The organism is Polymorphospora sp. A560 (assembly GCF_045781765.1).
GTDB classification, from domain to species: Bacteria; Actinomycetota; Actinomycetes; order Mycobacteriales; family Micromonosporaceae; genus Polymorphospora; species Polymorphospora lycopeni.
This window is the reverse complement of the sequence record NZ_CP122282.1, coordinates 8,107,132-8,119,992: the sequence shown is the minus strand read 5'-3', so window position 1 is coordinate 8,119,992 and position 12,861 is coordinate 8,107,132. Positions and strand designations below refer to the sequence as shown.

General features: G+C 72.3%; 11 protein-coding genes. 2 read left to right on the top strand and 9 right to left on the bottom strand.

Features of this window, described 5'->3' with window-relative positions; all coding sequences use genetic code 11:
• Positions 1–3 precede the first annotated feature (3 nt).
• Positions 4–453 carry a 50S ribosomal protein L9 gene (gene rplI / locus QCD66_RS36570; RefSeq protein WP_364213259.1) on the top strand — a complete coding sequence of 150 codons (450 nt, stop codon included), beginning with the start codon at positions 4–6 and terminating at the stop codon, positions 451–453.
• A gap of 73 nt (positions 454–526) precedes the next feature.
• Here the strand turns inward: rplI and QCD66_RS36565 are convergent, their stop codons facing one another.
• Both QCD66_RS36565 and QCD66_RS36560 read right to left on the bottom strand, forming a co-directional pair.
• Positions 527–2,029 carry a von Willebrand factor type A domain-containing protein gene (locus QCD66_RS36565; RefSeq protein WP_375732605.1) on the bottom strand — a complete coding sequence of 501 codons (1,503 nt, stop codon included), beginning with the start codon at positions 2,027–2,029 and terminating at the stop codon, positions 527–529.
• Between the two features lie 223 nt (positions 2,030–2,252).
• Positions 2,253–3,776, bottom strand: a complete 1,524-nt coding sequence (locus tag QCD66_RS36560) for a hypothetical protein (RefSeq protein ID WP_375732606.1) — start codon at positions 3,774–3,776, stop codon at positions 2,253–2,255.
• A 407-nt stretch (positions 3,777–4,183) separates the two neighbouring features.
• On the opposite strand from QCD66_RS36560, the gene dnaB reads away from it, so the two are divergent.
• Entirely contained in the window at positions 4,184–5,617 is a 1,434-nt protein-coding gene (gene dnaB, locus QCD66_RS36555) for a replicative DNA helicase (protein ID WP_375732607.1), read from the top strand.
• A 13-nt stretch (positions 5,618–5,630) separates the two neighbouring features.
• Here dnaB and QCD66_RS36550 read toward each other — a convergent pair whose 3' ends face one another.
• From QCD66_RS36550 to QCD66_RS36520, 7 genes are all read right to left on the bottom strand, one after another.
• On the bottom strand, positions 5,631–6,323 hold the full coding sequence (locus tag QCD66_RS36550; RefSeq protein ID WP_364213271.1) for a maleylpyruvate isomerase N-terminal domain-containing protein: 693 nt from the start codon (positions 6,321–6,323) through the stop codon (positions 5,631–5,633).
• A gap of 184 nt (positions 6,324–6,507) precedes the next feature.
• Positions 6,508–6,954 (bottom strand): zf-TFIIB domain-containing protein, encoded by a 447-nt coding sequence (locus tag QCD66_RS36545; RefSeq protein ID WP_364213274.1) that lies wholly within the window; start codon positions 6,952–6,954, stop codon positions 6,508–6,510.
• Between the two features lie 22 nt (positions 6,955–6,976).
• The gene (locus QCD66_RS36540) at positions 6,977–7,612 is read right to left on the bottom strand and encodes a phosphoribosyltransferase family protein (protein WP_357535104.1); all 636 of its coding nucleotides are present in this window, start codon (positions 7,610–7,612) and stop codon (positions 6,977–6,979) included.
• Positions 7,613–7,656: 44 nt separating this feature from the next.
• Entirely contained in the window at positions 7,657–8,028 is a 372-nt protein-coding gene (locus tag QCD66_RS36535; protein ID WP_375732636.1) for a fluoride efflux transporter FluC, read from the bottom strand.
• Positions 8,025–8,411, bottom strand: coding sequence for a fluoride efflux transporter CrcB (gene crcB / locus QCD66_RS36530; protein WP_364213277.1), 387 nt, complete (start codon positions 8,409–8,411; stop codon positions 8,025–8,027). The genes QCD66_RS36535 and crcB overlap by 4 nt, the downstream gene beginning before the upstream one ends.
• Positions 8,411–9,766 (bottom strand): glycosyltransferase 87 family protein, encoded by a 1,356-nt coding sequence (locus tag QCD66_RS36525; protein ID WP_375732608.1) that lies wholly within the window; start codon positions 9,764–9,766, stop codon positions 8,411–8,413. Before QCD66_RS36525 ends, crcB begins: the two co-directional genes overlap by 1 nt.
• Positions 9,763–12,282, bottom strand: a complete 2,520-nt coding sequence (locus tag QCD66_RS36520; RefSeq protein WP_375732609.1) for a putative bifunctional diguanylate cyclase/phosphodiesterase — start codon at positions 12,280–12,282, stop codon at positions 9,763–9,765. The genes QCD66_RS36525 and QCD66_RS36520 overlap by 4 nt, the downstream gene beginning before the upstream one ends.
• Between the last annotated feature and the right edge of the window lie 579 nt (positions 12,283–12,861).

Genomic DNA, 12,861 nt, shown 5'->3' with positions numbered 1-12,861 from the left:
GGAATGAAGATCATCCTGACTCAGGAGGTGTCCGGTCTCGGCACCCCGGGCGACATCGTCGAGGTCAAGGGCGGCTACGGCCGCAACTACCTGCTCCCGCAGGGCTTCGCGATCCCGTGGAGCAAGGGCGCGGAGAAGCAGGTCACCGTGATCCAGCGGGCCCGTTCGGCCCGTGAGATCCGCGACCTCGGCCACGCCAACGAGGTCAAGGGCCAGCTCGAGGGCCTCAAGGTCAGCCTCACCGCCCGCGCGGGCGACGGCGGCCGCCTCTTCGGCTCGGTCACCGCGGCGGAGATCGTCAACGCGGTCAAGGCCGCCGGCGGCCCGACCCTCGACCGCCGCCGGCTGGAACTGCCCGGCAGCATCAAGTCGGTCGGCGCCTACCCGGTCAGCGTCAAGCTGCACCCGGAGGTCACCGCCAAGTTCAGCCTGAACGTGGTGCGGGCCAAGTAAGGCAACACGAAAATGGGGGTCCACCGGCGCCGGTGGACCCCCATTTCTTTGCTGTCGTGACCGGCGCGGCGGCTCAGTCCAGGGTGCCCGCGCGCCGGATGACCTTGGCCAGATCGTCCACCTGCCGGTCCTCGGTCTCCCCCGCCGCCCGATCGGCCACCGTGGCGAGGTCGGCGTACGTCGCCTCCGACCCACCGCGCAGCGCCTCCGCGAAGTACCCGGCGGCGTAGCAGACCCGCAGTCGCGCGGGCGCCGCCTCGAATTCGCCGGTCAGCGCACCCGCGGTCACCCCCGACGACGTCTCCGACGCCGACCGGTCCTGCGGATCCAGCCACCGTACGTCGACCGTGGCCACCCGGGCACCGGCCGGCACCCGGTCGTTCACCCGCACCGCGTACAGCGCGGTCACGCTGTGCCCCGGACCCACCTCGCCACCGTCGACCCGATCGTCCCGGAAGTCCTCGTCGGCGATCGCCCGGTTGGCGTAGCCGATCAGCCGGTACGCCCGGACCGCCGCCGGGTCGAACGTCACCTGCACCTTGGCGTCGAGCGCGCGTACCGCCAGGGTGGCCGGCAGCCGCCGGACGAAGACCTCGCGTGCCTGCTCCGGCTCGCTGACGTACACCACGAAACCGTCGCCCCGGTCGGCGAGCTGCTCCATCAGGCTGTCCCCGTAGTCGCTGCCCACCCCGACCCCGAGCAGTGCGATCTGCTTGGCGGCCTCCTCGTGTACCCGGGCCAGGATCGGTTCCGCGGTGTCGTTGCCGACGTTGGCCAGCCCGTCGGAAAGCAGGATCACCCGGTTGCTGGCGCCCTCGCGGAAGCCGTCCCGGGCCACCCGGTAGCCCAGCTCCAGCCCGGCCTCCAGGTTGGTGCTGTTCTGGGTCTTCAGCGAGTCGATCGCGTCGTGCAGCGCGTCCGCGTCGCCGGCACGGGTCATCTTCCGGATGGTCCGTGCCTCCCGGCTGAACGCCACGATCGCCACCGAGTCGGTGTCCCGCAACTGGTCGACCAGGGTGTGCAGGGCGTCCTGGACCAGGTCCAGCCGGCCCGGCTCGCGCATCGACCCGGACACGTCGACGACGAAGGTCAGCGCCGCGTCCGGCCGGGTCGCCGGATCCTCGCCCCGGGTCTGCAGACCGACCCGGAGCAGTCGTACGTCGCCGGCCGGCTCGGGCCGATGTCGATCGGGCAGCCGGGCCCCGTCGACGTGGATCGCGAACCCGTCGCCGGCCGGTTCGGGGTACTCCTGGTCGAAGGCGTTGACGAACTCCTCGGGACGGATATCCGCCCCGTCGGGCAGCCGGCCGTCGTTGATCAGTCGTCGGGCGTAGCCGTACGACGCGGTGTCGACATCCACCCCGAACGTCGACTGTGGATCCTCGTCGGTCCGGGTCTCGCCGCCGGTGAACGGGATCGGGCTGTGCTCCGTACGCCGATCCGGCTGGGTCGGCGTGTTGCGGTGGGCGGCGGTGTCCGACGCGGACCGCTCGGCGGTGCAGGCGCTGCCGGCGAGCACCGCCGACAGCGCGACGACCAGCACGGCGGCTCTCGACGGGCGACGGAAACGAACCATCGGTGTCCTCCTACGGGAAGGTTCGGCCGACGAGATCCGGCCCGGCCCGGGGCGGGCGCCGGCACCGGCGTCTCCCGCCCGGCGCCGCCGGATCTTCTGATGCCATTCAGACCATCCGGTGTCGGGGCCGGCTCCGGTCGAGTCCGAGCCGATATCCGACCGTGCCCCGCTGTGACCGGGTCGTACGGAACCCGAGACCTACCGGTGGTTGCGGCAGTGACGCTCAGCCGAGCGGCTCGCCGGTGATGGCGCTCAGCAGCACCGTGGACAGGCCACCCCCGACGACGGCCGCGGCGAGACCGACGCTGACCGCCCGCCACGTACCGCTCGCCCAGCGCAACAGGACGGCGACCGCCAGACTGGTCGCCAGGGCCGCCCCGAACCGGGGGGCGCCGTCGAGCATCGAATTGACCGCGTTCGCCCGCGGCGACCCGCAGCCACCGCCGGCCGCGTCGGTCACACAACCGGCCGGCGCGGTGGAGTCGAGGGTCAGCATCCAGACGAACAAGAACAGCAGCGGTACGGCGTACCACGCCGCCGTGTAGAGCACCGAGGCGACGGCACCGCCCGGATCGGGGTCGAGCAGACCGTCGTCGCGGGTCGCCGGGCGGCGGGTGGGCGCCGTACGGGTGGCCGTGGCCCGGCCGGGTGCCCCGGCGGTGGCAGCCCGCCGGGTGCGGGGCTGGGACGGGATGGTGCTGGCCGGGTGTGACCCGTCGGGCGGAATCTCGTCGGACCGCCCCGGGCCAGGGAAGCTGACCGCCGGCGAGCGCGGCGCGGTGGGCGGCGTCTCGACCCAGCGCGGGTCGTCTTCGGCCAGTCTCGTGCCGGCCCAGAACTCGTCGTCGCGGTGGTGCCGGGCGCGGCGGCTCCGGCCGTCGGTGTCGGCCCGGTCCGGCGCCGACCCGTAACGGTCGGACGGCTCCGACCGGCCGGCCCCCGACCCGTACGGCGGCTCGCCGTCGGACCGCGGCGCCCAGCTGCCGGTGTCGGTCATCCGGTCCCACTGGCCGGTGTCGGTGTAGCTGCTCCACTGCCCGGTCTCGGCGGTGCGTTCCCGCCCGTTCGCCGGCTGCCCGTGCCGGCCACGTTCCGGCCCGTGCCGCCGGCCCTCGTCGCCGTACGGCGTCTCGCCCGGCCCGGCCTCCGCCGATCCGCGGGACCGGCCGGCGGACATCGACCAGCCGGACGTGTCGTCGGGGGCGGGGGTGGGCGGGTGGGGGTACCCACCGGCACCCCACCGGTCGCTGCGGCCGGCCGGATCGCCGTCGGCGCCGGTCACCCGGTCGAACTGCCCGGTGTGGTCGTGACGGCTCCACTCACCGGTCTCGGTCGACGTGGACCAGTCGATCCGTTCGCGGCGTCGCCGGCCGCGGGACACCGGCTCGTCGTGCCGCCAGTTTCCGCCGTAGGCGTCGTCGGCGGTCATCGACCAGTCGTAGGTGCTGGTCGTCTCACGCCAGTCCCGGGTCTGCGTGACGCGTTGCCAACTGGTCGTGGTCTCGGTCTGCTGCCAGGTCGGGCCGGCGCCGTGCCGGTCGGCCGGACGCTCGTCGGTGTCGTCCCGTTCCTCGGCGCGGTGGTGCCGGCCGCCCTGGCGGGGCACCGGACCGGGCAGCGGTGAGCGGTCGGTTCCGGTCGCGGGCAGCCGGGAGCGGTCGTCGCCGGGGTGGCCGACCGCCTGGTCGTCGGGGCCGGCCCAGGCATGGTCGGGCCGTCCGTCGTGCCGCCGGTCCCGGTAGTCCACGGCCGGAGCCTGACCTCTCTCAGATCGGGGCGCAATCGGCCATCCAGACACAACCGTCGGAGCCCGCGATCGCCCGGCACCGATGTGCCAACCTGGCGGATTTTCGTTATCCACAGCATGTGGATTCAGTAACCACAGGTCAAGGCCAGGTAACTCCACCTACTCGTGAGTTATCCACAGGTTGTGCACAGCCAAGCGCACAGCCTGGAGGCTTTCTGTCCACAGGTTGTCCCAAGGCTTGTCCACCGGCCGGTTTGGCCAACCAACCCGGGATTCGTATGGTGACCGTTCGGCCCTGCTTCGCGGATGTGACTCCACCCCGGTCACGCGACGGGACGTGGCCGGCAGAAACTGTCTTACCCAGGCGCTTTGCTGGGGTGGGTCGCCCGATCGGATGGAGGGGTGACATGTCGATCGACGACGACGTGCGCGCGGCAGAGGCGAGACCGTCGGGACCCCCCAAGGGCGGGCCGGGCGGATCAGGCGGGCAGGGCGGGCCGCCACCCGGCCAGTTCGACAAGACGCCTCCACAGGACATCGCCGCCGAGCAGTGCGTCCTCGGCGGGATGCTGCTTTCCAAGGACGCGGTCGCCGACGTCGTCGAGATCCTCAAGACGAACGACTTCTACCGCCCGGTGCACGCCACCATCTTCGACGCCATCCTCGACCTCTACGGCCGGGGCGAGCCGGCCGACCTGGTCACGGTCACCGCCGCCCTGGTCGACTCCGGCGACATCGGCCGGATCGGCGGCGCGCCCTACCTGCACACGCTGATCGCGAGCGTCCCCACCGCCGCCAACTCCTCCTACTACGCCCGCATCGTCGCCGAGCGCGCGGTGCTGCGCCGGCTGGTCGAGGCCGGCACCCGGATCGTGCAACTCGGCTACGGCTCCGGTGGTGGCGGCGGGCGCGACGTCGACGACATCGTCGACCTGGCCCAGCAGGCCATCTACGACGTCACCGAGAAGCGGGTCAGCGAAGACTTCGCGGTGCTCGCCGACATGCTCCAGCCCACCCTCGACGAGATCGAGGCGGTCGGCGCGCAGGGCGGCGTGATGACCGGCGTGCCGACCGGGTTCAGTGACCTCGACCGACTGCTCAACGGCCTGCACCCCGGACAGTTGATCATCGTCGCCGGCCGGCCCGGCCTGGGCAAGTCGACGGCATCCATGGACTTTGCCCGAAATGCGGCCGTAAGAGCCAACTGTGCCAGCGCCATCTTCTCCCTGGAAATGAGCAAGGTCGAGATCGTCATGCGGCTGCTCTCGGCCGAGGCCCGGGTGCCGCTGCACGTCCTGCGCTCCGGTCAGCTCTCCGACGACGACTGGAGCAAGCTGGCCCGCCGGATGGGCGAGATCAGCGAGGCGCCGCTGTTCGTCGACGACACCCCGAACATGAACCTGATGGAGATCCGGGCCAAGGCCCGGCGGCTCAAGCAGCGGCACGACCTCAAGATGATCGTCGTCGACTATCTCCAGCTGATGAGTTCGCCGAAGCGGACCGAGAGCCGTCAGCAGGAGGTCGCCGAGCTGTCCCGTGGTCTGAAGCTGCTCGCCAAGGAGGTCGAGTGCCCGGTCATCGCGGTCAGCCAGCTGAACCGTGGGCCGGAGCAGCGCACCGACAAGCGTCCACAACTGTCCGACCTGCGTGAATCAGGCTCCATCGAGCAGGACGCCGACGTGGTCATCCTGCTGCACCGCGACGACTACTACGACAAGGAGTCGCCGCGCGCGGGCGAGGCCGACTTCATCGTGGCCAAGCACCGTAACGGTCCCACCGACACGATCACCGTCGCCGCCCAGTTGCACCTGTCGCGTTTCGTCGACATGGCCATCAACTGAGGCGTACCGCCGCTCAGCCGAGCAGCGGGAACCAGATCGCCGCCGGCCCCAGGTCGGAGCGGTCCCGGTCGTCGAGGGCGACCCGGCCGGTCGCCTTCAGCAGGTATTCGGCCGGGCTCCAGCGGGCGGGCCGCACCGCGTCGTCGCCGAGCAGGCCGTCGAGGGTGGCGACCGCCGGCCCGTACGCGGCCGGGGCGGGCGGAGGCGCCGACGGCAGCTCCACGATCAGATCGAGATGGTGCACGGCAGCCTCGGTGACCAGGGTCGCCACGAAGTCGGGTACGGACAGCACCCGGCCCTGCGAGGCGACGAAGGCGCCGTACGGCGCGGCGCGGGCCGCCCCCACCACGGCGGTCGAGGTCTCCACCCACGCGTCCGCGATGTCGTCGGGGCGTTCGAAGGCGGCGGTCGCCCGCCGGTGCCGCCACACGTCCCAGACCAGATCTTCGTTGGTTCTGGTGGTGGCGTACCGGCGCCAGTAGCTCACCGCGTCGGTATCGGCCGGGCCGTCGACCGGGTTGGCGAACGCGAGCAGGGCCCGGCGGGCGTCGGCCAGCAGATGCACCAGCAGGTCGGCCACCAGCAGGCCGCGGCACCGGGTGGGAAGCAGCAGGTCGACGTCGTCGATCCCGCCGACCACGTCGGTGATGCCGGCGTATGCGGCGTCGAGGGCCGCGGGTGCGTCGCGAGGAGAGGCCGCCGTCATCGCACCAGCCTGGCACGCGGGTCCGCCGGAATGCTTCCCGCGACCCGGTTCCATCGGCCAACTTTCATCCGCCGGACCCCGGCCGGCCACCCGGCGCCGCGGTCGGGGCCGTCAGCTTGCCGGCCGGCACCGACCCGGTCCGCACGTCGCGGAGCCGGGCCGGTGCCGGGTGTCCGGCGCGGTGTCAGTCGAACAGTTCGTTGAGGAAGCTCTTCTGGCGCTTCTGCCGGTAGTGCCCGTGGTAGCCGTAGTGGCCGCCACCGTGGGGCGGCGGGTAGCCGTGCCCGGCCGGCGGGGGCGGTGGCACGTGCGCGGCCTGCCGGTAGCCGGGAGGCGGTGGCGGCTGGTATCCACCACCGGGCGGCGGGGGCGGTGCGTATCCGGGCGGTGCGCCGGGCGGGGGCGGCGGGGCGTATCCCGGTGCGCCGGGCGGCGGCGGGGCGTACGCCGGCGGCTGGCCGGGCGGCGTGGGCGGGTGCTGCCGGTTCCAGTTGGCCTCGGCCTCGAAGAGCCGTTCCAACTCACCCCGGTCGAGGAAGATGCCGCGACACTCGCCGCACTGGTCGATGGTGACGCCGCTGCGCTCGTACTGGCGCATGTCGCCCCGGCACTTCGGACAGGTCATCTGCATACGTCGACGTTACCGGTCGGCGTCACCCGGACGGGTTCAGCAGGGCTGTCACTTCCGCGTCGGAAACCTCGTGGAAGTCGGCGTAGAACATCGACACCGCCCCGAACTCGGGGGTGCAGACCGGGCAGACCAGCTCGTCCACGACAGCCTTCACCCGGTCCGTCGCGTCGACCGCGCCGACCGGTACGGCGAGCACGATCCGCCGGGCGCCGAGCCGGCGGGCGACCTCGGCCGCCGCGCGGGCGCTGGCGCCGGTGGCGAGCCCGTCGTCGACGATGACGGCGGTCCGGCCGGTGAGGTCGAGCGGCGGGCGGCCGCCCCGGTAGTGCCGCTCGCGGCGTTCGAGTTCGGCGGATTCCCGGCGGGTCACCTCGTCGATGTCGGCGGGGTCGAGCCCGCTCGCGGTGCGTTCGTCGACGACCCGTACGCCGCCGGGGCCGATCGCGCCGAATGCGAACTCGGGCGCCCACGGTACGCCCAGCTTGCGGATCACCAGTACGTCCAGCGGGGCGTGCAGCCGTTCGGCCACCACGGCGGCGACCGGTACTCCGCCGCGTACCAGGCCAAGGACGGTGACATCGGGCTGATCGGCGAGACTTGCCAGGTGGTCGGCGAGTTCCGCACCCGCCACCGCCCGGTCGCGGTAGACCTTTCCCATTCCTCAGGTCTACGCGGCCCGGTCGCGGGCGGCCGGGAAACGCCTCAGATTGGCGTGCCGTCGAGGAACCGGGCACCGGCGACCCAGCCGACGACGGCGGCGGCGAGACCGACCAGCAGGGTGCCGGCGACGTAGCCGACCGCGGGGAGCCGGGAGTGCCGGGTGCTGGCCAGGTCAACCGTCTCGTACGCGAACGCGGAGTATGTGGTCAATGCCCCGCAGAATCCGGTGCCGACCAGTGGGCCGATCCAGCCGGGCAGGGCGCTGCCGGCACCGGCGACGAGCCCGAGCAGCGCCGAGCCGACCACGTTGACCCCGAAGGTGCCCCACGGCAGCCGGCCGGTCACCGCCTGTCCGACGAGGAACCGGCAGACGGCGCCGAGGGCACCGCCGGCCAGGACGAGCAGCAGGGTCACGGCTGCCCCCACCGGGCCGCCGCCCAGATCCCGAGGCGTACGGCGAGCAGCGCCCCGGCCAGGGTGCCGAGCACGTAGCCGGCGGCCGGTCCGAGGTGTCCGCCGGCGACCAGGTCACGGGCTTCGACCGCGTACGTCGAGAAGGTGGTGAACCCGCCGAGCACCCCGGTGCCGAGGAACGGCCGGACGAGCGGGTGGGCGTCGGTCTTGGTGGTGACGACCCGCATCAGCGCGCCGAGCAGTGCGCAGCCGATCAGGTTGGTGACCAGGGTCGCCCACGGGAAGCCGGTGGCGGGGCCGGGCCAGGCTTCGGCCAGGCCGTAGCGGGCGGCCGACCCGAGCGCGCCGCCGGCCGCGACCACCACCAGCGGGCCGGCCCGCATCAGCCCGCCGTCTCCAGGGCCGGGGAGTCGCCGGTGCCGGCCGGGACGGCGGTGCCGGGTTCGGCTTCGGCGTGGCGCAGGGCGGGGGCCCAGGCCAGGAACGCCACCGGGTAGAGCAGGTAGCCGAACCGGGTGGACGGCATCAGCAGGATGGCGGCGAGGAGGCCGTACCCGCAGATCAGCGCGGTGGTCGCGGCGCCGCGCGGCGGGCGGCGGGCGAGGTGGACGGCGATCGCCAGGCCGGCCGCGACCAGCAGCGCCGCCGCGATCCAGCGGCCACCGGGCAGCGCCGACGCGATCAGGTAGCCGGGGAACGGCGACTGGGCGGGGCTGGTCACCAGTGCGTCGCCGAGCGGGAACCGGATGACGTTGTCGACGAAGGCGGCCGGGTCGACCAGGACGGCGGGCAGCAGGGCCAGCGCCGGCAGGCCGACCGCGCCGGCGGCCATCCGGCCCAGCCGGCGCCGGCCGTGGGTCGCCGCGTGCAGCAGCAGTACGAGCGCTACCGGCCAGGCGAAGAGCTTGAGGGCGGCGGCGAGCCCGACCGCGACACCGGCCGCCCCGGGCCGGGCGGCCGCGCACAGGGCGAGGGCCAGCAGGCAGAGCGCGAGTACGGGGAGGTCGTCGCCGCCGGTGGCCAGCGTCAGCGCGCAGACCGGCAGTACGGTGGCGAGCTGCACCGCCCGGACCAGGGCCGCGTCGCGGTCGGCGGTCCGGTCGGCGGTCAGCCGGGCGCCGGTGCCACGGACGGTGCCGGCGGCCAGCGCCAGGGCGACGACGGTCGCGACCGCGAACCAGATCCGCGCGTCGGTCCACCAGCCGTCGCCGGCCAGTGCCCGGGGCAGCCCGAACAGGGCCATCCCCGGCTGGTAGGGCAGGTAGCCGAGGAGCTGCTCGCCGGGTGGCAGCGCGGCGATGGCGTCGGTGCCGAGGTAGGGGGTGCCGTGGTCGAGCAGGCGGGCGCCGCCGTGTTCGACGACCACGACCTCTTCCTGCGCCCGGTCGGTCCGGCCGCCGGCCCGCTGGATGGCCTGGAGCACCATCGGCAGCAGGGCGGTCGCGACGAAGGCCAGGGCCGTGACGGCGGCGCGGGCGGCGGTGCCGGCGATCGACGCTCCGGGCCGGGTTCGCCGGGCGACAAGTTGGCCGACGACGACGAGCGCGGCGGCGGCGTAGCCGACGGCTGCCACCGCACCCCAGGCCCGGTGTGGCAGCAGGGTGGAGGTGGCCGCGGTGACGGCGGCGAAGATCGCGGAGAGCGTGTAGAGGCCGAGGTCGGCGGCGAGTCCGCCGGCGGCCCGGTCGATCGACGACCACCGGCGGCGTACGGCGTGGCCTGGCTCGGTGGGAATCACGCGGGCAAGTGTGGCAGACGGTCGGAGCGGCCCCGCCCACCCGGCCGCCGCCCGGACTTCAGGTGGACGACGGCACCCTCGTCGTGCAGGGGCGGGGCGAACTGGCCGGCGCTGCGGCGCAGGGTGGCCAGCATCCGGGTGGCCGGCATCGGGCGGGCGAAGAGGTGCCCCTGCCCGGCGGCGCAGCCCAGTTCCCACAGCGCGTGGCGTTGCGGCTCGCTCTCGACCCCTTCGGCGACCACCGAGAGTCCGAGGCTGCGGCCGAGGTCGACGGTGGACCGGATGACGGCCAGCGCCTCGGCGGAGGTGTCCATCGCCACCACGAACGCCCGGTCGATCTTCAGCTCGTGTACGGCGATGCGGGACAGCACCGACAGCGAGGACGAGCCGCTGCCGAAGTCGTCGAGGGCGAGGCGTACGCCTTCGGTCCGCAGGCGTTCGAGGACCTGGTCGACGACCTCCAGTTGGCTGACCGTCAGCGTCTCGGTGAGTTCGAGGAAGAGCCGGTCCGGGGGGAGGTCGTGGGCCCGCAGGCGGTTGGCGACCCGGTCGGGGAACTGCGGGTCGAGCAGGCTCCGCGGGGCGACGTTGACCGCCACCGGCAGGTCGAATCCGGCCGCCCGCCAGGACTCGGCGGCGGTCAGCGCCTCGTCGAGCACGGTGTCGGCGAACGTCGCCAGCAGCCCGGATCGTTCGATGGTCTCCAGGAACCGGATCGGGTCGATGTCGCCGCGGTCGGGGTGGTGCCAGCGGGCCAGCGCCTCGGCGGCGACCACGGCTCCGGTGCCGAGGTCGACGATCGGCTGGAAGTCGACGCAGAACTCGTGTTCGGCCACGGCCCGGGGCAGGTCGCCGCCGAGGGACAGCCGTACGACGTCGGCGGTGTCACTGGCTGGCGCGTAGGTGGCGATCCGCTGCTGCCCTCCGGAGCGTTTGGCCTGGTACATGGCGACGTCGGCGCGGCGTAGCAACTCAGGCATTCCGCCGCTGGGCGGGGCGACCGCGATGCCTCCGCTGGCCTCGACCCGCAGTCGCATGCCGTCGATGTCGAGCGGCTCCTGCAGTGCGGCGAGCAGGCGTTCGGCCCGGTGGGTGGCGACCGCCGGGGCGGACAGGCCCTGGAAGAGCACGGCGAACTCGTCGCCGCCGAGCCGTACGACGAGGTCGTCGCCCTGGGCGGCGCTGCGCAGCCGGTCGGCCACCTGGATCAGGACCTCGTCGCCGGCGCCGTGGCCGAGGGTGTCGTTGACCTCTTTGAAGTGGTTGAGGTCGATCAGCAGCAGTGCGGTGACCCCGTCGGCGTGGCGCTGGCCGAGCAGTTCGGTGCCGTGGTCGAGCAGTTGCCGGCGGTTGCCGAGGCCGGTGAGGGCGTCGTGGGAGGCGGCCGCGGCGTGCTCGTCGGCGACCCGGGTCAGCTCCTGGTATGCCGACGCGTTGCGTACGGCTGTGCAGAGTGCGGAGGCGAAGGTGCTCAGGGTGTACTCTTCGCGCTCGTTGAGTTCCACCGGGGCCCGGAACCGGAGCCGGACGATGCCGAGGTCGTGGCTTTCGTCGTGGCCGACCAGCTTCTCCTGGACGACCCACCCCTCGGCGGGGGGCGCGTCGGCGCTCGACCCGTCGTAGACGATCTCTCCGGTGTTTCCGCGTACGGTCCGGCCGCGGTCGGTCAGTTCGACGTCGACCTCGTCGGCGGAGAACAGTTCGCTGGCCTGGTGGACCGCGGTGGCGAGCACGACGTCGAGGTCGATGACGTTGAGCGCGTCGGTGGCCTGGGCGAGCTGTCGCCAGGCGGTGCGTTCGACCTGGCTGCGGACCCGGGCCGAGTAGGCCAGGTGCAGGCTCAGCAGCAGCGGGGGTACGGCGACCAGCAGCCAGTTGTCGATCTTGAGGATGGCCAGGGTGCCGACGATCACCGGGAACCGGGCGACGGCGCTGGCCACCCGCAGGCCGAGGTGCTGGCGGAAGAGTTCCCGGCCGCTCTTGCCGGTGGCGTGCGCGATGACCGGCAGGGTCAGCAGCTCGTCGAGCACGACGGCGGTGCAGTAGGCGACCGCGAGCGGGACGACCATCTCGATCGGCTGCCGGCCGGGGTCCCAGCCGGACAGGTGCAGGGCGAGCCCGGCCGCGCCGGCCAGGCTCATGTTCTTGGCGATGCCGAAGACGGCCTTGATCAGGGGGAGCCGGTTGGGGGCCAGCATCATCGAGGCGCCGATGCCGACGCCGACGCAGAGCACCACCCATTCGGCGGGGGCGAGGGCGAGGCCGACCAGGATGGCGGTTTCGGACCAGGCGATGTGGTGGTTGGTGCTGCGGATTCGGACCGTCACCTTGATGGTGAAGCCGACCGCGGCGAGAAGGGTCAGGGTGAGCAGGATCGGGAGGCTCACCCGCGGTTCGACGGTTGCCAGGCGGTAGATCGACACCGCGGTCGCGACGACCGCGAGAATGACGACGGGACCGACTAGCAGCAGCAGCCGCCGATCGGTCCCAGCATCACGTCGATTCGTACGAGTCACACCTGCTCCTGACCAGCTACCCAGTGCGTCCCGCAAGACTACGTCCAGTCACCCTCGGGCGACAGGGTGACATCAGCCCCACTCGTGCGAACGCATGTCCGTCTCCTTTGGTTCCCCGATGCCTGTCGAACGTTTAGTCGGTTTGGCTTTTGTGCCATTCCCGTTCGCTTTGCTGGGCAGGAGCCTAAGACGTGGATCGCGTTTTATCGACCATTAAATGTCGCTATGCTCACTATTAGTCAAGCCTAGCCGTTTCTGTTACTCGGTGTTTGCATAAGGAAACTGAGTGCGTTTGTTCGGTGCCTCTCGGGGGCTTATCGGAGTCCTGCGGAGTTTGCCGCGGACGCAGCTTCCCATGGCGTCGCCCGTGGCGTACGGAGGCCCCATCAGTCGTCCGGCCAGCAACCATCCGCCGTTGGGTGTGACGGTAATCCGTCGTGGGATGTGACGGGCGCAATACCGAACGGTGAACTTTCAGGTTGGGTACCTCGTTTTGGTGAAGCCTGCCGTTCATCAAGATCAGCAAAGCTGCGACACTCCGCAAGTGTCGACGATTGTCGATCAATCTCGTCCAATGAA